Source organism: Bartonella pachyuromydis (assembly GCF_039543065.1).
In the GTDB taxonomy this organism is placed as follows: Bacteria; Pseudomonadota; Alphaproteobacteria; order Rhizobiales; family Rhizobiaceae; genus Bartonella; species Bartonella pachyuromydis.
Genome location: NZ_BAABJA010000001.1, coordinates 135,787 through 158,308 on the forward strand (window position 1 = coordinate 135,787; position 22,522 = coordinate 158,308).

General features: G+C 40.7%; 22 protein-coding genes and 1 pseudogene. 7 read left to right on the top strand and 16 right to left on the bottom strand.

All coding sequences use genetic code 11. The annotated features are described in order from the left end of the window. Positions 1-2 precede the first annotated feature (2 nt). From sdhA to rimM, 6 genes are all read right to left on the bottom strand, one after another. Complete coding sequence (sdhA, locus tag ABD917_RS00635) at positions 3-1,847, bottom strand: succinate dehydrogenase flavoprotein subunit (RefSeq protein ID WP_345118154.1); 1,845 nt, start codon at positions 1,845-1,847, stop codon at positions 3-5. 5 nt (positions 1,848-1,852) lie between these two features. Further along, positions 1,853-2,239, bottom strand: coding sequence for a succinate dehydrogenase, hydrophobic membrane anchor protein (gene sdhD / locus ABD917_RS00640; RefSeq protein WP_345118155.1), 387 nt, complete (start codon positions 2,237-2,239; stop codon positions 1,853-1,855). Positions 2,240-2,257: 18 nt separating this feature from the next. Further along, positions 2,258-2,659 (bottom strand): succinate dehydrogenase, cytochrome b556 subunit, encoded by a 402-nt coding sequence (gene sdhC, locus ABD917_RS00645; protein WP_345118156.1) that lies wholly within the window; start codon positions 2,657-2,659, stop codon positions 2,258-2,260. A gap of 495 nt (positions 2,660-3,154) precedes the next feature. Then, entirely contained in the window at positions 3,155-3,583 is a 429-nt protein-coding gene (gene rplS, locus ABD917_RS00650) for a 50S ribosomal protein L19 (protein ID WP_345118157.1), read from the bottom strand. A gap of 215 nt (positions 3,584-3,798) precedes the next feature. Beyond that, positions 3,799-4,497, bottom strand: a complete 699-nt coding sequence (trmD, locus tag ABD917_RS00655; protein WP_345118158.1) for a tRNA (guanosine(37)-N1)-methyltransferase TrmD — start codon at positions 4,495-4,497, stop codon at positions 3,799-3,801. A gap of 286 nt (positions 4,498-4,783) precedes the next feature. Then, on the bottom strand, positions 4,784-5,314 hold the full coding sequence (gene rimM, locus ABD917_RS00660; protein WP_345118159.1) for a ribosome maturation factor RimM: 531 nt from the start codon (positions 5,312-5,314) through the stop codon (positions 4,784-4,786). A 143-nt stretch (positions 5,315-5,457) separates the two neighbouring features. Here rimM and ABD917_RS00665 point away from each other — a divergent pair, with 143 nt between their 5' ends. Further along, complete coding sequence (locus ABD917_RS00665; protein WP_345118160.1) at positions 5,458-6,267, top strand: SapC family protein; 810 nt, start codon at positions 5,458-5,460, stop codon at positions 6,265-6,267. Between the two features lie 3 nt (positions 6,268-6,270). After that, complete coding sequence (locus ABD917_RS00670) at positions 6,271-7,239, top strand: tyrosine recombinase XerC (RefSeq protein WP_345118161.1); 969 nt, start codon at positions 6,271-6,273, stop codon at positions 7,237-7,239. 177 nt (positions 7,240-7,416) lie between these two features. Here the strand turns inward: ABD917_RS00670 and ABD917_RS00675 are convergent, their stop codons facing one another. Beyond that, positions 7,417-7,695, bottom strand: a complete 279-nt coding sequence (locus ABD917_RS00675; RefSeq protein ID WP_345118162.1) for a BolA family protein — start codon at positions 7,693-7,695, stop codon at positions 7,417-7,419. Positions 7,696-7,814: 119 nt separating this feature from the next. Here ABD917_RS00675 and ABD917_RS00680 point away from each other — a divergent pair, with 119 nt between their 5' ends. The 3 genes from ABD917_RS00680 (at position 7,815) to cobT (ending at position 11,679) form a co-directional block, all read left to right on the top strand. After that, positions 7,815-8,435, top strand: a complete 621-nt coding sequence (locus tag ABD917_RS00680; RefSeq protein ID WP_345118163.1) for a J domain-containing protein — start codon at positions 7,815-7,817, stop codon at positions 8,433-8,435. Between the two features lie 344 nt (positions 8,436-8,779). After that, the gene (cobS, locus tag ABD917_RS00685) at positions 8,780-9,766 is read left to right on the top strand and encodes a cobaltochelatase subunit CobS (protein ID WP_345118164.1); all 987 of its coding nucleotides are present in this window, start codon (positions 8,780-8,782) and stop codon (positions 9,764-9,766) included. Positions 9,767-9,780: 14 nt separating this feature from the next. Next, a complete protein-coding gene (gene cobT / locus ABD917_RS00690) occupies positions 9,781-11,679 on the top strand; it encodes a cobaltochelatase subunit CobT (protein WP_345118165.1) in 1,899 nt (632 codons plus the stop codon). 374 nt (positions 11,680-12,053) lie between these two features. Here the strand turns inward: cobT and ABD917_RS00695 are convergent. Together ABD917_RS00695 and rpmB are read right to left on the bottom strand one after the other, a co-directional pair. Beyond that, positions 12,054-12,741, bottom strand: a pseudogene (locus ABD917_RS00695) (VUT family protein). A gap of 105 nt (positions 12,742-12,846) precedes the next feature. After that, positions 12,847-13,140 carry a 50S ribosomal protein L28 gene (gene rpmB / locus ABD917_RS00700; RefSeq protein WP_345118166.1) on the bottom strand — a complete coding sequence of 98 codons (294 nt, stop codon included), beginning with the start codon at positions 13,138-13,140 and terminating at the stop codon, positions 12,847-12,849. 277 nt (positions 13,141-13,417) lie between these two features. Here rpmB and ABD917_RS00705 point away from each other — a divergent pair, with 277 nt between their 5' ends. After that, complete coding sequence (locus tag ABD917_RS00705; RefSeq protein ID WP_345118167.1) at positions 13,418-14,218, top strand: SURF1 family protein; 801 nt, start codon at positions 13,418-13,420, stop codon at positions 14,216-14,218. Positions 14,219-14,454: 236 nt separating this feature from the next. On the opposite strand, the gene ABD917_RS00710 is transcribed toward ABD917_RS00705, so the two are convergent. From ABD917_RS00710 to htpX, 5 genes are all read right to left on the bottom strand, one after another. Next, complete coding sequence (locus tag ABD917_RS00710; RefSeq protein WP_345118169.1) at positions 14,455-14,607, bottom strand: DUF1127 domain-containing protein; 153 nt, start codon at positions 14,605-14,607, stop codon at positions 14,455-14,457. 340 nt (positions 14,608-14,947) lie between these two features. Then, entirely contained in the window at positions 14,948-16,564 is a 1,617-nt protein-coding gene (purH, locus tag ABD917_RS00715; protein WP_345118171.1) for a bifunctional phosphoribosylaminoimidazolecarboxamide formyltransferase/IMP cyclohydrolase, read from the bottom strand. A gap of 168 nt (positions 16,565-16,732) precedes the next feature. Continuing rightward, positions 16,733-18,430, bottom strand: a complete 1,698-nt coding sequence (locus ABD917_RS00720; RefSeq protein ID WP_345118172.1) for a heparinase II/III family protein — start codon at positions 18,428-18,430, stop codon at positions 16,733-16,735. A 64-nt stretch (positions 18,431-18,494) separates the two neighbouring features. Next, a complete protein-coding gene (locus ABD917_RS00725) occupies positions 18,495-19,862 on the bottom strand; it encodes an RsmB/NOP family class I SAM-dependent RNA methyltransferase (protein ID WP_345118173.1) in 1,368 nt (455 codons plus the stop codon). Positions 19,863-19,896: 34 nt separating this feature from the next. Beyond that, a complete protein-coding gene (gene htpX, locus ABD917_RS00730; protein ID WP_345118175.1) occupies positions 19,897-20,934 on the bottom strand; it encodes a zinc metalloprotease HtpX in 1,038 nt (345 codons plus the stop codon). A gap of 83 nt (positions 20,935-21,017) precedes the next feature. Here htpX and ABD917_RS00735 point away from each other — a divergent pair, with 83 nt between their 5' ends. Next, positions 21,018-21,233 carry a DUF1674 domain-containing protein gene (locus tag ABD917_RS00735; RefSeq protein WP_345118176.1) on the top strand — a complete coding sequence of 72 codons (216 nt, stop codon included), beginning with the start codon at positions 21,018-21,020 and terminating at the stop codon, positions 21,231-21,233. A gap of 545 nt (positions 21,234-21,778) precedes the next feature. Here the strand turns inward: ABD917_RS00735 and rpsP are convergent. Beyond that, positions 21,779-22,153, bottom strand: a complete 375-nt coding sequence (rpsP, locus tag ABD917_RS00740; protein ID WP_345118177.1) for a 30S ribosomal protein S16 — start codon at positions 22,151-22,153, stop codon at positions 21,779-21,781. 45 nt (positions 22,154-22,198) lie between these two features. Further along, positions 22,199-22,498: a chorismate mutase gene (locus ABD917_RS00745; RefSeq protein WP_345118381.1), complete on the bottom strand. Its 300-nt coding sequence runs from the start codon at positions 22,496-22,498 to the stop codon at positions 22,199-22,201. Between the last annotated feature and the right edge of the window lie 24 nt (positions 22,499-22,522).

The window sequence follows — 22,522 nt, forward strand, 5'->3', positions numbered from 1 at the left end:
CCTCAGTAAACACGTTTTTTAGGTGCAATGCGCTTTAAGTCGATACCACCATCTGCTTCAGATGTTAATGGATCAACATGGACAGGTCGATAGGATAAAGTCACCCTCCCATCTTTGGATAGATGAGAAAGCGTATGTTTACGCCAATTTTTATCATCCCGCTCTGGATAATCTTCACGTGCATGAGCGCCCCGACTTTCTAAACGCGCTTCTGCAGAATAAACAGTGGTAATTGCATTGGCCATCAGATTCTCAAGCTCTAATGTTTCAACCAAATCAGAATTCCATATCAATGAGCGATCAGTGACTTTGAGATCTGCCAATTCACCCCAAATTTGACTGATTCGTCGACATCCTTGTTGCAAAGAATCTTCTGTACGGAAGACAGCAGCATCTTCTTGCATAATACGCTGCATTTTTTCACGCAATACAGCTGTTGGCGTTGTTCCTTGAGCAAAGCGTAATCGATCAAAACGTGCGATAATTTCATCAGCAGCATCCTCATTAAGAGGTGGAATTTCCGCATCTCGATCAATCACTTCACCAGCACGAATTGCAGCGGCACGACCAAACACGACAAGGTCAATCAATGAATTTGATCCCAAACGATTAGCGCCATGAACAGATGCACATCCAGCCTCTCCCACCGCCATCAAACCTGGTTGAACACGATCAGGTGCATCGGCTGTTGGATTGAGAACTTCTCCATAGTAATTGGTAGGAATACCACCCATATTATAATGCACTGTTGGTAAGATAGGGATTGGTTCTTTTGTCACATCAACCCCTGCAAAAATCCGTGCTGATTCAGAAATTCCTGGTAAACGTTCATGCAAGATAGCAGGATCAATATGATTGAGAACCAAATGAATATGATCCTTTCTTGGACCAACGCCGCGCCCTTCACGAATTTCAAGGGTTATACAGCGTGAAACCAAATCCCGTGAAGCCAAATCTTTAAAGGAAGGTGCATAACGTTCCATAAAACGTTCACCTTCAGAATTGATCAAATAGCCTCCCTCACCGCGCGCTCCTTCTGTAATTAAGCACCCAGAACCATAAATCCCTGTAGGATGGAATTGTACAAATTCCATATCTTGAAGTGGTAATCCCGCACGAGCGATCATCCCTCCACCATCACCCGTACAGGTATGCGCCGATGTTGCCGAAAAATAAGCACGTCCATAGCCACCGGTTGCAAGAACAACCATTTTAGCAGAAAAACGGTGTATTGTACCATCATCAAGGTTCCACGCCACAACCCCTGTACACACACCATCGGTCATGATGAGATCAAGTGCAAAATATTCAATAAAGAACTGTGCATTATGTTTTAAGCTTTGTCCATAAAGCGTATGCAAAATGGCATGCCCCGTGCGATCAGCCGCGGCACAAGTCCTCTGCACAGGTGGACCTTCACCAAACTGTGTTGTATGACCGCCAAAAGGACGTTGATAAATTTTACCTTCTTGCGTCCGTGAAAAAGGAACCCCATAATGTTCTAATTCATAGACAGCAGCGGGGGCATTACGCACCAAATATTCCATTGCATCAGTATCACCCAACCAATCAGACCCTTTCACGGTATCGTATAAATGCCACTGCCAATTATCGGGCCCCATATTGGAAAGCGAGGCCGCAATACCACCTTGCGCAGCAACCGTATGCGACCGTGTGGGAAAAACTTTTGTGATACAAGCCGTTTTTAATCCCTGTTCTGCCATCCCAAGAGTTGCCCGCAAACCAGCCCCACCTGCACCAACAACTACGACATCGAATTGATGATCTACAGTGCAATAAGGGGCATTACCTGCTCTAGCACCCAGAGATGATCCTGTATTCGCCATATTATTTAACCCCCTAATGCAATTTTCAAAAGAGCAAAAATGATGACCCCACCCAAAACAAAACAAAACAAAATATTTAATGCTAAAAAGAATAGCCGAAAACCTTCACGTGGAATATAATCTTCAATAACCTCCTGCATTCCAAGCTTCATATGATAAAGAAATGAAACAGTAAGCAAACCCATTAAAATAACCACGACAGGATGCGCAAGCCGTGCTCGCACAATGTTATAGTCCTCTCCAACCAGTGAGAGAATAAGAACAATAAAAAAGATCAAAAGCGGTAGATTTATAAAACCCGTCAAACGCTGTAACCAAAAATGCTCCGTTCCATCATGTGCACTTCCACGTCCGCGTGCTTTAGCAAGTTCCGTTCGAAAATCTTTTTTCATAGCTCTCTCCACCCCCTGCTACACAATGCAAAACCCAACAATCCAAATCACAAGAGTAACAATAAGAGAAATAAACACTGTTGCCCAAGCAGTTACCGTTGCCTTTTTCTTATCTAAAAGGCAAGGTTTCAGATCCCAAACAATATGACGAATACCACCAACCATGTGATGAATCCCAGCAAGGGTATAAAGAAACAGGATGCAAAGCCCAGGTAAAGAACTATAGATCCCATGAACTATTTTAAATGCCTCAGCTCCACAAGCAACGGCCATCAACCAAAGAGCAAGAAAGACTATTCCAAAATAAAGAGCCATACCGGTAATACGATGTGCAATTGACATAGCCATCGTGATGGTCCAACGATAAATGCTTATATGAGGAGAACGAGGGCGCTCTTTTATCCTAATTGTCTCTGCCATAAAATATCCTGACCTGGTTTTTACTGCTATTGCATCACACGCGATAAGATTCGCACAAAATGACCGAATACATTATCATTTCATTTTTTGGGCATTTCAAGATGCCAACATTACAGGTCGGTTGTCTCAAATAACGGATTAAAGGTCACGCATAAAAAAACCGATTGTTTTACAAACATGTAGCCGTAAAACGGGCTTTAATTTAATACAATTTTATCCTCACGTCAAAGGGCTAACATCATTTCTCAAAATAAAACAGGCATTCTTTTAAGTATACTAATGCCCATTTTAAATATCAACAATCTCTCTAAGAAGACTTGAACTTCAATCCTCATTGAAGAGAAATAAAACACAGGAGCTTTGAGAGGCTTAATACTTTTATGCACCCTCAAAGCCACTTCTTTAACCAAACACACAACTCACGCAACATATAAACGCGCAATACAAAACCACTTTTGCATAAATTCTAGCTAAAAGCAGTCATTGTTCAGCGGTTTACGTTTCTGCCTCTTCGCTCACAGCAGCTGCTTTTGCCATATCAGCAATCTTTTCACCTTTTTTGCGGTAATCTCTCTTTTCAGCAATACGTGCAGCTTTACCTCTTAAACCACGAAGATAATAAAGTTTTGCACGACGCACTTTACCTCGGCGCACCAGTTCAACACCCTCAATGAGGGGAGAATAAACTGGAAAGACCCGCTCAACGCCTTCACCATAAGAAATCTTGCGCACTGTAAAGGTTTCATTCAACCCGCCACCTGAACGTGCAATACAAATTCCTTCATAAGCTTGAACACGCGTACGTGTTCCTTCAGTCACGCGCACCATAACACGGACTGTATCCCCAGGTTGAAAAGCTGGTAGTTGGCGTTTTGCTTCAATTTTTGCACATTGTTCAGCTTCGAGCTGTGCAATAATATTCATTTCTTTTATCCTTCATGTTCTTTATCGAACAGTCAGAGCGCTCAACTCTCGCCGAAAAAAGCTTTCTCATAAAAAGACAAAGGCATTCTTTAGGCTATGCATGACACAGGAGCGAATACACCATTCCTTTATTTTAATTTTGGAACTACAGAAAAACCTTATATAAAAAATTCTCTTAAAAGAGAGCCATGCAATACACCACCTTACAATATGAATCAAGTTTTCTGACTATTTTTCTTATAACGCGCATAAAGATCAGGACGGCGTTGACGTGTTAATAGCTCAGCTTGTTGTTGGCGCCAATCAGCAATAGCTTTGTGATGTCCTGATGTTAACACTGGCGGAATAGTGCGTCCTTCAAAAAGAGCAGGGCGCGTGTACTGAGGATGTTCCAGCAAACCATTCTCAAAACTTTCACATTTTGCAGAAGCCTCATTACCCATCACACCAGGGAGAAGACGTATAATAGCATCCAAAAGAACCAGTGCCGCTGTTTCACCCCCTGAAAGAATATAATCTCCAATAGACACTTCTTCCAATTTCCGCGCTTCTATAACCCGTTCATCGACACCTTCAAAACGTCCACAAACCAATGTCACGCCCTCCTCACACGCCAAAGAGCGGGCATAAGTTTGGTCAAAAGGGCGCCCACGAGGACTCATTAACAACCTTGGCGAATCATTTGGACAACTATCCAATGCAGCCGCTAACACATCTGCCCGCATTACCATACCGGCTCCACCACCAGCTGGTGTATCGTCAACACTATGGTGTTTATCCAAAGCAAAATCTCTAATCTGCACTGTCTCCAGTGACCATATACCTCGTGCTAACGCTTGTCCTGCTAAGGAATAACCCAAAAATCCGGGAAACATTTCAGGATAAAGTGTTAAAATGCGCGCTTGAAACTTCATTTTTTTATTCTTTCATCTCTAGCTTGTCATGCTAAGACGTACAAAACCAACAACTATCTTCCATCAAAGCCGTGGTGTTTATTCAAAGCAAAAATACCCATTTACTCTATGTCCCAATACCCACACCTCCTGCTTTTGACGTGTCCTGCTAAGAAACAACCAAAAATCTAGCGAACATTTTAGGGTAAAATATTCACACCGATGATGAGAGCATATTTTTACATGCCTTCATTTTTTCTTTGGTGTCTTCATATTCATTTTTGAGTTCAAGGTGATTTATTTTTTCTCACATATCACTTAAACCAGCAGCCACTGGATCAATAACCAAAAAACCAGCCGCAAGGCAAATTTCTAGTACGGCGGCCTTACTGAAGGGAATAAACACAGTTTTACCCGTATTCAAACGCATTTCAAGCAAATCACCAGCACCAAAATTAAAAAAACCACTCACCTCGCCCAACACTTGACCAACACCATCTTGAACACGAAGCCCAATTAAATCGACTTGATAAAATTCATCCTCCATCAAATCATCCAGCAATTGATCTCGGCGAACATAAAGGCGAAACCCTTTTAAAACTTCGGCAGTATTGCGATCTTCAATTCCTTTAAAATGCACAATTGCATTATTTTTTTGCATGCGCAGCGTTACAATTTCATAACAGCGCCCCATATCATCATAAAGAGTACCATAAGTCTTTAAATGCTGTGGTTGAGCACTTAAGATTTTAACCAAAACGTCTCCTTTTATACCATGGGCGGGACCAATAATGGCAAGACAGACTTTATTTTTAAGCTTTTTTTTATTATAATCCATGTAAAAACATTATCTCTCACATAACGAATCTTTCACGTGTAATTTTCTGTTCAATCTTGTTGCCATATGAGACAATCTTCCTCAAAGACCTTTCTTGGTAACAACAGCAAATTAATAAACAAATCAATATAAGGAGAAGTCTTATGGCAAATGTTATGCTATTTTACAAAGATATCACCCCAATCAACAAAATTTCTCATAAAAACCTTAAATTTGCTCCTCCAAGTGATATGTCTTTTGCCAAAGACACCCACTGGGTCCCTTTAGCAAGTAGTGAATATTTTCAAGCAGCATTAGACTATCCCATTTTATTCATGTCTGCAGAAGATGAACAAAAGAAACGGCATTATACATCCGCTGCTCTTGTTGGCCTTTCTAATGATGAAAATGACTATATAGATTCTAATAAAAGTTGGAAAACAAATACTTATGTTCCAGCTTTTGTCCGCCGTTATCCTTTTGTTCTTGCTCAACTGAGCAATGAAAAAGAGCTTTCCGTTTGCTTTGATCAAAAATCAGGTATGTTTAATGAAGTTGCCGGCACGGAACTTTTTAATTCTGATGGTTCTATTTCTCCTTTTATGGAAGAACGCATTCGTTTCCTTGAAAGCTTTAAAATCGCTATGGAAAAAACTGCTGAATTTATTGATGCTCTCGTGGAGATGGATCTTCTCAGTCAAAAATCCATCAATGTGAAGAACGACAAAGGTCTTTCAGCGCAACTAGAGCATTTTTGGATTGTTGATGAAGAAAAACTAAATAAACTCTCCGCAAGCCAACTTGCCAAACTCCATAAGAATGGCTTTTTAGGATTGATCTTTGCACATCTTATGTCAACAAATAATCTTTTAAAAATACTCTCTCTCAAAGGGGAAAAACAGCTTGCCAATAGTGAAGAACAGTCACAAAATGAGGAGAGCAAAGAACCTATCAAGAAAGAGACACTTAATTAAGAAATGCCCCTAAAAGATGACACGAGAAAAGACGAAAATATTCCTCTCATTCCAGCAGATCATGCTGTTTTGACCGCAAGAAAGAATTGGCTAGACTATCTACTTGAGACGCGTCGCATGGCTGTAAAAACAGTAGGAGCCTATGAACGTGATACACGACAATTTTTGTCTTTTCTCTGTCAACATTTAGGACATAAACCAACCTTCAATGATCTTGCCAATTTACGTGTCATTGATTTGCGATCTTATTTAGCTTACCGACGCGCGGGCAAGATAAGTGCGCGTTCTTTAAGCCGAGGAATGGCGGGTTTACGTTCTTTTTTTAACTACTTATCCCGTGAGGAAATTATCAACATTCCTGCTGCGAAGCTTGTCCGTACGCCCAAGCACCCAAAATCCTTACCCAAACCTTTAGCGATAAAATCAGCATTGCATTTAGTAAAACAAGAAAATCAACAAGAAAATGAACCATGGATTACTGCTCGTAATACTGCTGTTTTTGTGCTCCTCTATGGCTGTGGAATGCGAATATCCGAAGCTTTAAGCCTTACTCCTGAACAATTTTCTGATCCCCAAAAAACAAGCTTATTTGTGACCGGCAAAGGAGGGAAAACGCGTCTTGTTCCTCTCATTAAAGTTGTTCATGAAGCCGTACAAAATTATCTTAAATGCTGCCCATACCCTTTAGTGGATAACAAACCAATGTTCCGAGGTGCAAGGGGTGGTCCTCTGCAAGCGGCCATCATTCAACGCGCTATGCGAAACTTACGAGCACAGCTTGGTTTACCAGAAACGGCCACCCCTCATACATTGCGCCATTCCTTTGCCACGCATCTTTTATCAAGGGGGGGAGATTTACGTACGATTCAAGAACTTCTTGGCCATGCCTGTCTTTCTACCACACAAGCCTATACCCATGTTGATACAGACCACTTATTGGAAATTTATCAAAAAGCGCATCCACGCTCTTGAAATATTTATACCAAAAGAGAAAATGCAACCGATACAATCTCAAACACCAAAGCACGAATACAATTTATGCATTCTGTCCATAAAACTTAAGACAAAATCGTCCGATATATCTCCGCACTCTTCATAGTTGAAAAAACGATACTCTATATCGCAAAACTCTTGGACAAAAAGGAAGCATTAAACAGATGCAACTTCAAGCGCTAAAGCATGAACACAAGTTGCAAGCTCTTTTTGTAACACTTGATAAATCGCTCGATGGATTTCCACACGCGTCATACCAGCAAAAGAAGAAGAGAGAATTTTTACCCGAAAATGCGTTTCTCCTTTACCATCAAAAGCATGCTCATCATGAGGATGCCCTGCATGCAGATGACTCTCATTAATCACCTCAAGTTTTTGTGGATGAAAAGCATCCTGAAGTTTCATCGTAATCGTTGTTTGAACTGCTGTAGCCATTTTTTATTCCTTTACAAATGAATGATACAAAACATTTTTTCATTAGCAAACGAATGTGAAAATAATTTTTTCAAGAGTCAATTCTTGTCAAATCAATCGATTTTGCATAAATCAAAGATATGACAATAACATCTAAATTATTCGACTCAATTCGAATCAGCTCAAATAAAAAACAAAAAGCTGAATCAGAAACACAACAGTGCCAATGGGAAGGATGTGAAAAATCGGCATCCCATAAGGCACCAGCGGGCCGAAATCACGAAGGGCAGTATCTTCATTTTTGCATTGAGCATGTGCGTGCCTATAATAAAAATTTTAATTATTTTTCTGGTCTTAGTGATAAAGATATTGCCAAGTTCCAAAAAGATGCTCTCACGGGACATCGCCCAACGTGGCCTACTGATTTTAGTAATGGAACATCGAAAAAAACAGCTGCTAATTATGCGCAAATTCGCTCTGGTACAGCAGCCTATCAAAATCGTATGCGTGATCCATTCACGCTGTTTACTGGGCGTCATTCAACCAATAATCCTTCACGAAGGTTAAAGCCTTTAGAAGCCAAAGCTTTTGATACATTAGGGTTAGCAGCAAACGCTACAGCTGAAGATATTAAAGCAAAATATAAAGAGCTGGTAAAAAAACACCACCCTGATTCTAATGGTGGCAACCGTTCTTCAGAAGAACGCTTTCGCGATGTTCTGCACGCCTATAATTTGCTCAAAAAATCTGGGTTATGCTAAGGAAACGTAGATTCAAAGAACTTTTCTTGGCCCTCACTATGATAAGCAGACCCAAAAAACACCATCCTATCCCTAATGATGACAAATATTCTTTGAGAACAATCGCTTTCGCGATATGTTGCGTGCATCTATAATTTGCTCAAAAAATCTGCTTTATTCTAAAGAAAATCGCACTTATCAAATTTACTCTCATGCCAATGATCTTTGCTTTGGCAAAATATTATAAAACACGAAGAGTTTCTTTTCTATCCACGACTTTTACCATAGGGCATTGCATAAGTGCTTTAAGTCCTGTATCATTTTTTAACAAACGAAAATAGCGTTCTTTTCCTTCCAGAAAAACAATGACAAAAACAAAGCTTATAGTTGAAAATGTGCCCGATACTACACTCTGTGCTCATGATCTATTTCACATTGATACGGATATGAAAGTTCCAGCCTTTAGCACGAAAAACTCCCATGTTCCTGATGTTGATCCCGATTATCTTTTTGACCAGCAAACCACTTTAGCAATTTTAGCAGGTTTTGCATTTAACCGGCGTGTCATGATTTCTGGTTATCACGGTACAGGGAAATCAACACATATTGAACAAGTTGCGGCACGTCTTAATTGGCCTTGTATCCGCATTAATCTCGACAGTCATGTAAGCCGTATTGATTTAGTGGGAAAAGATGCCATTGTTTTAAAAGATGGCTTACAAATCACTGAATTTAAAGAAGGCATTTTGCCGTGGGCCTATCAAAACAATATTGCCCTTGTTTTTGATGAATATGATGCGGGGCGTCCTGATGTTATGTTTGTCATCCAACGCGTCCTTGAAGCTTCAGGACGGCTCAGCTTACTTGATCAAAGCCGTGTCATCACGCCTCATCCAGCATTCCGCCTTTTTGCTACTGCCAATACCATTGGTCTTGGTGATACAACAGGGCTCTATCATGGCACACAACAAATCAATCAAGCGCAAATGGATCGTTGGTCTATTGTAACGATACTCAATTATTTACCCCATGATAAAGAAGTTGATATTGTTTGTTCCAAGGTAAAATCTTTTCAAACAACAGAGGGGAAAAAGACAATTTCACAAATGGTTCATGTTGCTGATATGGTACGTAAGTCCTTTATCAACGGAGATCTTTCTACCGTTATGAGCCCGCGCACCGTCATTACATGGGCAGAAAATACAACCATTTTTCAAAATGCTGGTTTTGCCTTTCGTCTTACTTTTCTCAATAAATGTGATGAGCTTGAACGTGCTATGGTTGCAGAATTTTATCAACGTGCCTTTGGAGAAGAGCTTCCTGAATCTCTTATTCATGGTGTTTTGCCTTAAGGAATGTGTCAATCATGGCTACCAATACTGGTGACCACAAAAACCTAATAAATGACTCTTCCCACAGCACTCTTGATGCTGAAGCTTTCAAAACAGCACTTTCCACTTGTATTCGTGCCATTGCAGGTACGCCTAACCTTGAAGTTTCCTTTAGTCATGACCGCCCATCTTTAAGTGAGAAATACGCCCGTTTACCGGAACTACCACAACATGCAACAAATAAAGATATAACAATCAGCCGTGGACTAGGCGATTCCATGGCTCTACGCACAGCATGGCATGATAAGCACATTCACAGACAATTTTCTCCCTTAGAAACAGAAGCACGAGCCATCTTTGATGCTCTCGAGCAAACACGTGTTGAAGCAATCGGTACTTTAAGTATGGAAGGAATTGCGCAAAATCTTGATGGAATGCTTGCCGATAAATATCAAAGAGCCCATTATCAGAGAATTAGTAGCCAAAGTGAAGCCCCCATTCAAGAAGCAATTGCGCTTTTATTGCGCGAAAAAATCACAAAACGCCCTCCCCCCAAAGAAGCAGGAGCTGTATTAGAGTTATGGCGTCAAGAAATCGAACAAAAAGCTGCGACACAACTCAATGAATTAATCCATCATATTCACGATCAATATGCATTTGCGCGAATTGTTCGTCAAATGCTTGTGGCATTAAAAATGGCAGGGCAATTCGAAGAAACATCGAGCAGCGTAGACAATAAAAAATCAACAAACGCCTGTGAACCTCAAAATAAAGCAGAAAAAGAAAGCAAAAAACCAAAATACACTAAAAGTGAAGAACAAGCAGCTACTGACCACGAAAATGATGTGCAAGACAAAGGAAGAACTAAAGCAACTAAGTCCAATGACAATCATAAAGATGCAGAAGAACAGGACAGAAGTTCTAGGCAAAAAGAATCGAGTCATTCTACACGTCTTTTCACGGTTTCAGAGCAAATGGAACGGCTTGCTGATTATAAAGTTTTCACCCGTCGTTTTGATGAAATATTGGAAGCGACGGATTTTTGTTCTGAAAGCGAATTGGATCAGTTGCGCCGTTATCTTGATAAGCAAATCAATCATCTGCAAAATATTGTTGGGCGCTTAGCAAATCGCCTACAACGCCGCCTTATGGCACAACAAAATCGTAATTGGACCTTTGACCTTGAGGAAGGATATCTTGATACAGCACGACTTTCACGCCTTATCATTGATCCTATGCAACCACTTTCTTTCAAAATGGAGAGCAATACCCAATTTCGCGATACCGTTGTTTCACTGCTCATTGACAATTCTGGTTCAATGCGAGGACGACCAATTACAGTTGCAGCAAGTTGTGCGGACATTTTGGCACAAACTCTTGAACGTTGTGATGTAAAAGTTGAAATTTTAGGTTTTACCACCAAAACTTGGAAAGGAGGACAATCACGCGAACAGTGGCTGAGCCAAAACAAACCCAATCATCCTGGTCGCCTTAATGATTTATGCCACATTATCTATAAAAGTGCTGACACCCCATGGCGTCGTGCACGACGCAATTTAGGTCTCATGATGCAAGAAGGCTTACTGAAAGAAAACATCGATGGTGAAGCATTGATTTGGGCACATCAGCGCCTTTTATCACGGTATGAACAACGTCGCATTCTCATGGTTATTTCTGATGGAGCTCCTGTTGATGATTCGACACTATCGGTTAACTCCAGCAATTATTTGGAAAAGCATTTACGCGCGGTGATTCAAGAAATCCAAACGCATTCTCCTATAGAGCTCATTGCTATTGGCATTGGTCATGATGTCACACGCTATTATCAACATGCTGTAACAATTATGAATGCCGATGAGCTTGCCAATGCCATAACAAAACAACTAGAAGCCCTCTTTAGTGAGAAAAAACCTCATTCTCTTAAGAAACGCTAAAAACAAGCCTCGTTCTCTTTATAAAAAGTTGTTACACACCAATTCTAATTGTGACAGACAAAAAACAGTTTTTATTGCTTCACCATAAATAGATTTGAAATAAGAGAATCTTACGATATTCATAACTCACATTCAGGATAAATAAATTATTATAAATCAATATGTTATACAAATAGATAATCACCTTTGAAGAAACTGTATTATCTAGGATGCATATACCTCTAAATTCTTAGAGACTACTATTTCCTAAGCTAAAACAATCTGTTAAGTTATGCTGAAAAATATTTATCCTAAAAATGGTTCTAAAATGCCACTTTTAAGAGAACAGAGAAGGCAGTCTTTTGACTTTTAACACAAGAAGAAGATAAAGACCATTATTTGCTACCAACAAAAGATGACTCATCTTTTTATATGGCTGTGATAAAAAGGAATTTTCACAGTACTAAGAATTGTTCCATAAGGAATTAACATAAACAAACTCATAATAATTTTTATAAAAAAATCTCCACAAGCAAGTGAAAACCAAACGGGAATGCCAACACTTCCCCAAAGAGTGCTCTCCACAATTGAACTATCAGCATAACCTGTCATCTGATCGATAAAGGCAAAAAAGCTAGAAAAAGCAAGAGCAAAAAACACCACTGTGTCCAAAGCCGAACCCACCAATGCTGCTGCTAAAGGTGCTTTCCACCATGCTTTACGCCGCAAAGGCGTAAAAACAACAATATCAAGAAGTTGCCCAAATAAAAATGCTAAACTTGAGGCAATTGCAAGTCGCGGAGTAGCCAAAATCCAAGAAACAAAAACACCAGCGAAAAAACCAGCATAAACCACACGCCGCGCAGCAGCCGGACCATAAAAACGATTGGTCAAATCATTAATCAAAAAGGCAAAAGGATATGTAAAAGCACCATAAGTCAGCAGTTCATTTAGACCAAACCAATAAACAGGATACTGTACTAAAATATTAGAAGCTGTCACAGCAACACACATAGCAAAAATCGAAAAGGCAATATACCTTCTCTCTTGCCGTGCTAATAAAAAATCGCGTGCTAAAAACATTTTTTTAACCCGAGGTATGAAACCAATCAAATACAACGATCAAAAACTAAAAAAATACCCCTATAGAACGAAAAAATAACCAAGCTGTGTCATAAACAAAGCTCATTACGCTGCTTGTTCAGCTTTTTTCTTAACGATTTGGCGTTTCAACAAACGCGCCCGTTGTGACAACTCTTTATCATCAGCTTTAAGCAAAAATCCATCCAAGCCACCACGATGCTCCACAGAACGCAAAGCACTTGCCGAAATACGCAAACGGTAATTTTGCTGTAACACTTCCGAAATCAATGTCACATTGCAAAGATTTGGTAAAAAACGACGACGAGTCTTGTTGTTCGCGTGGCTAACATTATTGCCATAAAGAACTGTTTTTCCTGTCAATTCGCAAGAACGAGACATAAACTTCACCTTTAAACTCTGAGAAACTCTTAAAATCCCAATATCCACAAAATAGAATGGACGCAAAAAGCGCACACCACCCCCTTCAATGAATTATTGGGAAGTTGTGCTTTAATAGGGTGTCGATACCAAAAGGTCAAGTCTTTTATAAAGCCTTTTTTCCTCTCTTCTCAACTCATTCTACCATCTTTTTCCGTATTAAAGACGTATATAGCATTTTTTTTTAACACGCACCATGCTAAAAGAATAGCCATTATTCTAAGAGGAAGCATTCATCATGAACAAAACAGACTCTTCCATGACAGAGCTTCAACAAAAACATATCCGTTTTTCTTCATTTTTGTTCGGCATGTTATGTGTATGTTTTTTTCTTCTCTTTAGTGCATTAGGCGTATGGCAAATACAACGATTAAACTGGAAAACGAATCTTATTGCCAGTGCCAATCAACGTGTCCATTTACCTCCCATAAAAGCACCATCACAAAATCAATGGTCCCATATCACTTTTGAGAAAGATGAGTATCAGCCTGTCGTTATTACAGGGCAATTTTTGACAGATAAAAATATTTTTGTCATTGCTATTGCTCAAGATACTACAGGCTATTGGGTTTTGACTCCTTTACAAACAGCGGATAATAGCCTGACCTTTATCAATCGTGGTTTTATTCCCATGGATGCCCGCCATGACTTTCAAAACTCAGAACAATCACAAACGAATGCCCCTCCTCATCAGAATTCTGTCACACAGACAAAACAAACCACAATTATAGGTTTATTACGTATGAGTGAAAGAAATGGTTTTTTTCCACGAAAAAATAATCCTGACAAGAATTTGTGGTATACGCGCGAACTTCCCGCTATGGCAGAGAAACTTGGTTTGTCTACTGTTGCACCTTATTTCATTGATGCTGGGGAAAAAACAGCCATGCAAGGAGCACTCCCCATTGCTGGTCTCACAGTTGTGCAATTTAGCAACAATCATCTTGTCTACGCTATTACATGGTTTACCTTAGCCGCTGGTGTTTTAGGTGGCTCTCTTTTTCTGCTACGGCAAAAAAGCCATAAAAATACTCCATAAGACATAGCTGTTAAACAGCCTTTCGTTAAGAAGCACAAGTTCCACAACAGAGCATACCTCCCTCTGTTGTGGCGAGAACTTTAAGAGCAAAAATTACCTCTCGAAAGAACATGCAGCAAACATATAAACACTTCCCTTATACATGCTCTCTTGATGACGGCAGAAAGAAGAGAAGAACAAGCAACCACCGCTCTCCTTACAACGAAAACTCTGCTCAAATACCATTATAAATAAATTTATAGAGACTTATAAGAATAGCTCCGTGCAATTAGATCAATATTGCCACGATAAATACCAAGATCATTAAGTTCATATGTTGAAAGACGACTCAATGCCTTTACTGTCCGCCGATAACGGCGCCAATTACTGTAGGAACGCAGAATACTCATATCTTTTACTCCAACCTAATGCTACCTTTTCAAGACATAAGAATAGAGCAAATTACAAAAAAGAGTTGTGTTATAACTTCATAACAGATATGCATCTAAAACATGCTAAGACTATCTTTTTTAAAAAAGATACTCTATCAGCAATCATTAATGACGAAAATGCCGCACACTTATCCTCACTAATGCGCATCAGAAGCCACAATCACCTCTTCATCACGCATGGACCCCCTTGGTTGAATAACTGCCGCAACCCCTGCGCTAGCAGCTGCTCATAACCACATACGCCAACACAATAAGCTATTTGAAATGCTGATCTTATTCAAAAAAGTTACAAAAACCATTAATGGCGGAAATGTCGTACACCTGTAAAAACCATTGCTAAACCATGCGCATCAGCAGCGGCAATCACCTCTTCATCACGCATGGACCCCCCTGGTTGAATAACTGCCGCAACCCCTGCGCTAGCAGCTGCCAATAAACCGTCTGCAAAAGGAAAAAAGGCATCCGATGCAACCACAGCCCCTTTCGTGGGAGATTGTGTTAAACCTGCTCTCTTTGCACTTTCTTCAGCTTTACGCGCAGCAATTTGAGCCGAATCAATACGACTCATTTGTCCCGCGCCAATTCCAACAGTTGCACTATCTTTTGCATAAACAATAGCATTTGATTTAACATGTTTAGCTACCCGAAAAGCAAATTGAAGATCACGCATTTCATCTTGGGTTGGCGCACGCTTTGTCACCACTTGCAGTTTAAGATCATCCACCACCATATTATCACGCGATTGCACTAAAATCCCACCCGCAAGCGTTTTGGCAACAAGCCCTCCACACCGTGGATCAGGAACACCACCTGTTATGAGCAAACGAAGATTTTTTTTGCTTGCAATAATTTCACGCGCTGCCATCGTTGCATCAGGGGCAATAATCACTTCCGTGAAAATTTTAATAATTTCTGCTGCACATTCTTCATCAAGAGTTTGATTTAATGCCACAATTCCACCAAACGCCGAAACACTATCACACTCTAGAGCTTTCAAATAAGCTTCTTTCAAGCTCTGCCCTTCAGCAACACCACAAGGGTTGGCATGTTTAATAAGTGCAACAGCAGCAGTCCTTTGGGGATCAAATTCTGCCACCAGTTCAAATGCCGCATCTGTGTCATTCATATTGTTATAAGAGAGTGCTTTGCCTTGTAAAAGTTCAGCGGTTGCAACACCAAAACGTTTTTCACTATTGCGGTAAAATGCTGCTTGTTGATGCGGATTTTCTCCATAACGCATAACCGTTTCAAGATGGCCAGAAAAGCTCTGCCAAGATGGTGTTTCAATTTTTAAATCCTCTGCAAACCAAGCTGCTATCGCTGCATCATAAGCAGCCGTATGCGCATAGGCGCGCATTGCTAGCTGCCGTCGCAGAGCCAAACTTAAGCACCCATTATGCTTCTCTAATTCAGCAAGAACGGTATCATAATCGCGCACCGTTGTGATAACACCAGTATAAGCATGATTCTTTGCCGCAGCGCGAATCATTGCTGGTCCACCAATATCAATATTTTCAAGAATTATTTGTCTATTAGCGCCTGATTGAACAGTCTCTTCAAAAGGATAAAGATTTACCACTAAAAGATCAATTCCATAGATGCCATGCTGCTCCATAGCATTCTTATGGCTAGGATCTTCTCTTACTCCTAAGAGAGCACCGTGAATCAAAGGATGGAGTGTTTTGACACGGCCATCCATGATTTCTGGAAATCCTGTAACTTCAGCAACATCTTTTACTGGTAAACCAGCAGCCATTAAGGCTTTGGCAGTTCCTCCTGTTGAAATTAATTCAACACCATAAGCGCGAAGTGCTTGGGCAAAAGCAATCACGCCGGTTTTATCAGATACAGAAAGAAGAACACGACGAACCTGATGAAGATCAGGTATGGGAAAATTTTTTGCAACAACACCCATAACAGGAATCCTAAAAGTGAAACGGTCAAAATTCAAGTAAAATAAGCTTATAGGTTCATAACACAAACCTTTATTAAAATACACCGAAAGGATAAAGCTTCTCTCTTAATTTAACACAGAAAGAATAACTCTCTGCTTATCAGTCATTTTAAAAAGAAAGCATTGTTATCATGAACAGCGAAGAAAACGCCAACGAACTTTTTCTTGAATTGCGGGGCGAAAATACAAAACAATCTGTTGTGTACGTTGCGGTCCTGTTACTTCAGCAAAATCAATCGAATCTTCAAGGCAAATATCTGCATCAGGTGATATAAAGTACCACACTTGTCCGTTTTGCACGGCTAAACGCACACGCTTACCATCATAATTGACTTCCACTTTTGGGTGAAGATGAAATCGGACAGCAACATTATTCTGGTCATTTTGAACAACCTTATGCTTTTTTAAAAGCTGCTTATTAGGCGTAAAAAAGCGATCAAAACCTTCGATCATATCGCCATTTGTCGCTAAGATAAGACCACGCTCATGAACAAGATTAAAAGGTCGCACATAACCATCATGGCTAGCAATAAAACCGGTCTTTTCTGAATCCTCTATACGACTCACTTTAACATCCGTTGGTCCCTCAAGCAAAAATGAAGCACCCGTTCTTTTTTCATGAAAAATACCCACGCAACAATCATTAACGGTCGCTGTTGAATGTGCTGCAGTAACACGCCCTAAATGTCGATATTCCTTGCGCCCATAAGGATTAACGCCCGTATTAATAATAAAGCGACTCCCCTGTGAGGACATTTCAAAAGACAAACACCCCGAAGCAGCGTACTGAGCAGCAGAACGTGGTGGAAACTTTCCTGTATCAGCAAGCACTGTTGTTTTATTGGCTTGTAAACGCTGAAACCCTGAATAACGCGCATAACTAAAAGGATGCCCTGCTGTCTCATCAAGTTCTAAAAGTGCCGATAATCGTTCCGATACAAGAGGACCCACCCCATTAAAATGCGCTAATGTTTGATCTTCATGGATAAAAAACCGTAAAGCCGGCAACATACGCTCCACAGAATCAATCAAAATACGTGGTGCTGTTTCATTGCTGCGCATAAAAAGATGACGTAGCGACAATAAATCTGCTAACAAATGAAGCAAAATGATAGGGCTACGGGAAATATGTCCACCATCAATCAAGATCTGTTGTGAAAGCTCCTCAATAAGGAGGACTTGCACCTTTTTTTTCATGGCCGCCGAAACCGGCAACGCTAAAGAGGAAAATGTTAAAGCAACTGCTGCCTGTAAACGTTGATCATTATTTTCCATACTGGAAATGATGACACGCAAATAGCGAAATTGAAAACCAAGAGTACGCAGAAAGCGTTTTTCAAATCGCTCACTTGCCCCCTGTAAGAGCATTTTCGAATGACAAATCCACGAAATTAAACGCCGTGCCACCACTGGCGCGCTCCAGGCACACCCTTTTACTTTTTTTCCCCATTGCTCAAGCCAATCTTCTAAAAGCGCGCGCGCATGTGCTACTGCCAAATCGCTTTCAGCTGCTGCCATATGGCGCAACCAATGAAAATCATGAAGAGCCGCCTCCCATTCTGGTGTTGGGGGAACTAACGAAAAAGGGGACACAGCACCAGAATGAACAACATGACCCGCAAAAGCAAAACGACCATGATAAAATTCGTGTGCCATCACCGGATCAGCTAAATGCAAATCAACGGGATGCGCTAAAATCTGATGGGGACGAAATCCAGAAAAACGCCAACGAAACAGTGGTCCAATCCATAAACGCCGTATAAACTGCTGTGCTTCATAGACAACGTCCGATGCCTTTACCTGAGGACCTTTTAACGCAATTGCCACAATCCCATCTCCATTTGTACCGAATCGCGTACAATTTCAGCCATTTTAGTAAATGAACCGTTAATTAAGCCACTTTTCGCAAGCGTGCGGCAAAAAAACCATCCATTCCTAAAAAGCTGTTGTTATCACACCCCAAATTTTTATGACAAAAATCTGCCGGCGTTGTCCGCAACATGCCCTTAACAGAGAGCAAATGTGCCATAACGCCCATTTCCTCTACAAGGATAGGCTCTAAAACAACGTCACTACGTGTTGATACAATTTTTTTGATGAGATCTTCACCTTCTTCTTTTGCCAAAGAACAATTAGAGAAAACAATAAGCCCCCCTTTTTTTACCAAAGCAATTGCTGCGACAAGCAAATCATATTGTAACGCCGCCACTTTAACGATATCATCCATTGATTTTGTCCATAAAATATCCGGATGACGACGTATTGTTCCCGTAGAAGAACAAGGAGCATCAAGAAGCACAGCATCAAAAAGCTGTTCGGGGTGAAAATCTCTCACATCTCCCTGCCAAGTAGAAACTGAAAAATGAAGGCGCTGCATATTTTCCTTTAAACGCTTTATGCGGTTAGTAGAAAGTTCAATTGCTGTTACCTCGGCGCCTTGCAAAGCCAATTGGGCTGTTTTTCCCCCCGGACTTGCACAAAGATCAGCAACCTGTTTACCCTGAATATCCCTGAATAAACAAGCAGGCAATGCCGCAGCAAAATCCTGAACCCACCAAGCCCCCTCCTTATAACTTTCTAAATCAGCAATAGAACCATCCAAATGGCTCAACCGAACAGAACCATTGGGCAAAACAACACCTCCAAGCCGTTTAGCCCATCCCATACTATCAGATTTCACCGTCAAATCGAAAGGAGGCGGAGTACTTTGAATTGCCAAAATCTTTTCAGCTTTTTCTTTTCCATAAGCCGATACTAAAAGCTGGGAAAACCACGCTGGCACACCTTCAATGCTAGGAGGTTGGTGACGTAAAAACACAGCTTCACGTGCAACATTGCGCAAAAGAGCATTGACCATTCCTGAAAACCGATGCATACGAGGATCCAGTTTTGCCACACGCACTGCTAAATCAATAGCAGCATGATCAGGAATATCAAGATAGAGGATTTGCACCACACTAACATGCAAAAGATGCTGTAGTGCAAGTGCTTGTGAGGGCAAAGGACGCGCTAAAAAGCGCGATAAAACGGCCATAATTTGCCCTCGATGACGCAAAGCTGCTGCCAAAATAGCGCGACACAATGAACGATCTCGCTGTGAAAGCCCTAAATATTGTGGATGCCCATGTTCATTATCTGTCAAACCCGAAAGAGAGGTCTTTTTATCAATCACCGCCCCTAAAAGACGAACAGACACCCGCCGGACAGCTAATCCTGGAACATTTTTCTCGGACACACACCCCGCATTTTCGTGTTTCAAAATAACACCTTTATTCCTTTAAGAGACCAAATAATTAAGGCTTTTTTGAATCTTTATAATGAAGCCAAGAAGGGCGTTTTGTAACGCGCCGAGAAAGACTTTTTTCCTGATTGCCGAAGACATTGGTCCGTGCATCAGAATCAGAGTCTTTAAAGCCTCTGCCTTTTTCATACCAATTGGCTTCTTCACTCCATCCTCTACTTTTCGTTATTTCTCCCTTCATCTCTTCGGCTTGCCGATAAAGAGCAGCAATACGATTTGCCGTTGCTGGATGAGTAGAAAAAAGACTATCGGCCCCTTCACCACTCAAAGGATTGATAATAAACATATGTGCTGTTGCTGGGTTATGTTCTGCTTCCTCATTGTATACCGTCTGCCCACCGCCTGCAATTTTACGCAATGCTGAAGCCAACCACAAAGGATTACCGCATATTTCAGCTCCTCGCCTATCAGCAGCATATTCACGTGTACGACTAATCGCCATTTGTACCAGCATTGCCGCAAAAGGCGCCACAAACATCGCAATAAGCCCCCCAATTGCCCCAGCACCATGAGACCCCTCCGAAGAATGACGCTGCCCCCCCATAAAAAAAGCGAAATTACCAAGCATCGAGATTGCTCCAGCAATTGTTGCCGTCAAAGTCATCGTTAAAGTATCACGATGCTCAATATGGGCAAGCTCATGAGCCATCACTCCAGCAATCTCTTCTGTACTCAATTTGTTCAACAATCCAGTACTTGCTGCGACAGCCGCATTTTGAGGATTACGTCCCGTAGCAAAAGCATTTGGCTGCGCATTATCAATGATATAAACTTTTGGCTGAGGAAGAGAAGCTCTTCTGGCTAAATCGCTTACAATCTTATAATAAACGGGAGACGAATGCTGATCAACTTCACGCGCCCCATACATGCGCAAAACGATTTTATCCGAATTCCAATAAGAAAAAAAGTTTAAGCCACTTGCTATCAAAAGGGCAACGATCATGCCACTACCCCCTCCAACAAGATAACCAACTCCCATAAAAAGAGCGGTCATAAAGGCCAAAAGCATTGCTGTACGCATTATATTCATGACTCAAAAAACTCCATGATAAAATACAATTAATATTATATGATGGTGTTTTCTTTCTGCTTCTTCAATGGAATAGGTATAAAATGGATAAAAAAGATGACAAAATAAAGACAAAAAATACAACCATTAACGAACAACAATCCCTCTCTCCCGCAGCACAGCGGGCCCTAAAAGAAGCTGAAGAAAGACGTCAACATGAAAAAAATGAAAAAAAACCTTTAGAAAATGGTGGACGTGGTGGTAAAGACCCTTCACGATATGGAGATTGGGAAATTAAAGGCCGCGCCATTGATTTTTAAAAAATCTATCTTCATTTCTGAAAAGAAAGGCGGCTTTTGCCAAACAAAAGCCGATAATGTTCACTGTCCCTTTATCAAAATTCTTGATAGTTTTGATTTCCTTTCTACACCTCAACTGACAAAGATTCTTAACCCATACAGATTTGCAGACAATCTCGTTTTTTATCTAGTAAATTTCACTTGCTAATCATTAATCCACTTGGCTCTACGACCAAAACCTGCTTTGAATATGCACGACACACTCTAGAAATACCGAATGTATAAAGTCTTATGCCTTCTATCAAGATACCTCAAACAACACCGTTTTATGACATCATGGGATAAAGATAAATTATTGGAAAAAAGTAGCGTAGCAGAAAAAACTTATCACATAATGTGAGACAAAAAATGAAAACCATACCAGAACTTTTAAAAGATTATATTCGTAAAAAAACAAATACCCCCTTTAAAGAAAATCCGTTTTTGCCACTCAAAAACGGATAACTCTCACTTTTCTATAAAATCTTTTAAAGGCAAAGTTGCTTATTTTAAAAGAGCTGTACTTCTTATGCTTCTGAAGTAGACTCTGCTTCAGCCGCTGCAGCTTCTTCAGCAGCTTGCTTTGCAGCAGCTATGCGTTCTTGTGCCTTTTTCCCCGGTTCACCTTTTTTGGGATTATTACGGGTTGACCGTTTTTTCAAGCCAGCTGCATCCAAAAACCGTAATACGCGATCTGTTGGCTGCGCGCCTTGACCAAGCCAATATTGGATACGTTCTTCCTCAAGTTTCACACGCGGTCCATCTTTCGGCAACATTGGATCCCACGCACCAACACGTTCAATAAAACGTCCATCGCGCGGACTACGTACATCCGCAATAACGATATGATAGTAAGGACGTTTTTTTGAACCTCCACGGGACAAACGAATTTTTAATGCCATATTTTATCTCCTATTGTCAGCTCTGGCTTTCGTTTCAATTTATTTTCATTGTTTTTTCTCTTTGGCGATCACCTCGTGATGATGCACAACCTCTTTAATGACAAACTTTAAAAATCTTTCAGCAAAATCAGGATCAAGATGACTCTCTATAGCCAATTTCCGCAATCGTGCTATTTGACGTTGCTCACGCAGAGGGTCGACCGCAGGCAAATCATACTGAGCTTTTAAATGCCCCACAGTACTGGTACAACGAAACCGCTCTGCCAAAATGTGAATCAAAGCTGCATCAAAATTATCAATGGATGCTCGTAAACACGCTAATTCATCCAATATTTTTTCCTGCATCATACTTCCTTTCCTCTTTGCATC

Excerpts from the sequence above, each read along its gene's own strand:
- sdhA (WP_345118154.1), bottom strand. The coding sequence starts at position 1,847 with ATGGCGAATACAGGATCATCTCTGGGTGCTAGAGCAGGTAATGCCCCT.
- sdhD (WP_345118155.1), bottom strand. The coding sequence starts at position 2,239 with ATGAAAAAAGATTTTCGAACGGAACTTGCTAAAGCACGCGGACGTGGA.
- sdhC (WP_345118156.1), bottom strand. The coding sequence starts at position 2,659 with ATGGCAGAGACAATTAGGATAAAAGAGCGCCCTCGTTCTCCTCATATA.
- rplS (WP_345118157.1), bottom strand. The coding sequence starts at position 3,583 with ATGAATATTATTGCACAGCTCGAAGCTGAACAATGTGCAAAAATTGAA.
- trmD (WP_345118158.1), bottom strand. The coding sequence starts at position 4,497 with ATGAAGTTTCAAGCGCGCATTTTAACACTTTATCCTGAAATGTTTCCC.
- rimM (WP_345118159.1), bottom strand. The coding sequence starts at position 5,314 with ATGGATTATAATAAAAAAAAGCTTAAAAATAAAGTCTGTCTTGCCATT.
- ABD917_RS00665 (WP_345118160.1), top strand. The coding sequence starts at position 5,458 with ATGGCAAATGTTATGCTATTTTACAAAGATATCACCCCAATCAACAAA.
- ABD917_RS00670 (WP_345118161.1), top strand. The coding sequence starts at position 6,271 with ATGCCCCTAAAAGATGACACGAGAAAAGACGAAAATATTCCTCTCATT.
- ABD917_RS00675 (WP_345118162.1), bottom strand. The coding sequence starts at position 7,695 with ATGGCTACAGCAGTTCAAACAACGATTACGATGAAACTTCAGGATGCT.
- ABD917_RS00680 (WP_345118163.1), top strand. The coding sequence starts at position 7,815 with ATGACAATAACATCTAAATTATTCGACTCAATTCGAATCAGCTCAAAT.
- cobS (WP_345118164.1), top strand. The coding sequence starts at position 8,780 with ATGACAAAAACAAAGCTTATAGTTGAAAATGTGCCCGATACTACACTC.
- cobT (WP_345118165.1), top strand. The coding sequence starts at position 9,781 with ATGGCTACCAATACTGGTGACCACAAAAACCTAATAAATGACTCTTCC.
- rpmB (WP_345118166.1), bottom strand. The coding sequence starts at position 13,140 with ATGTCTCGTTCTTGCGAATTGACAGGAAAAACAGTTCTTTATGGCAAT.
- ABD917_RS00705 (WP_345118167.1), top strand. The coding sequence starts at position 13,418 with ATGAACAAAACAGACTCTTCCATGACAGAGCTTCAACAAAAACATATC.
- ABD917_RS00710 (WP_345118169.1), bottom strand. The coding sequence starts at position 14,607 with ATGAGTATTCTGCGTTCCTACAGTAATTGGCGCCGTTATCGGCGGACA.
- purH (WP_345118171.1), bottom strand. The coding sequence starts at position 16,564 with ATGGGTGTTGTTGCAAAAAATTTTCCCATACCTGATCTTCATCAGGTT.
- htpX (WP_345118175.1), bottom strand. The coding sequence starts at position 20,934 with ATGAATATAATGCGTACAGCAATGCTTTTGGCCTTTATGACCGCTCTT.
- ABD917_RS00735 (WP_345118176.1), top strand. The coding sequence starts at position 21,018 with ATGGATAAAAAAGATGACAAAATAAAGACAAAAAATACAACCATTAAC.
- rpsP (WP_345118177.1), bottom strand. The coding sequence starts at position 22,153 with ATGGCATTAAAAATTCGTTTGTCCCGTGGAGGTTCAAAAAAACGTCCT.
- ABD917_RS00745 (WP_345118381.1), bottom strand. The coding sequence starts at position 22,498 with ATGCAGGAAAAAATATTGGATGAATTAGCGTGTTTACGAGCATCCATT.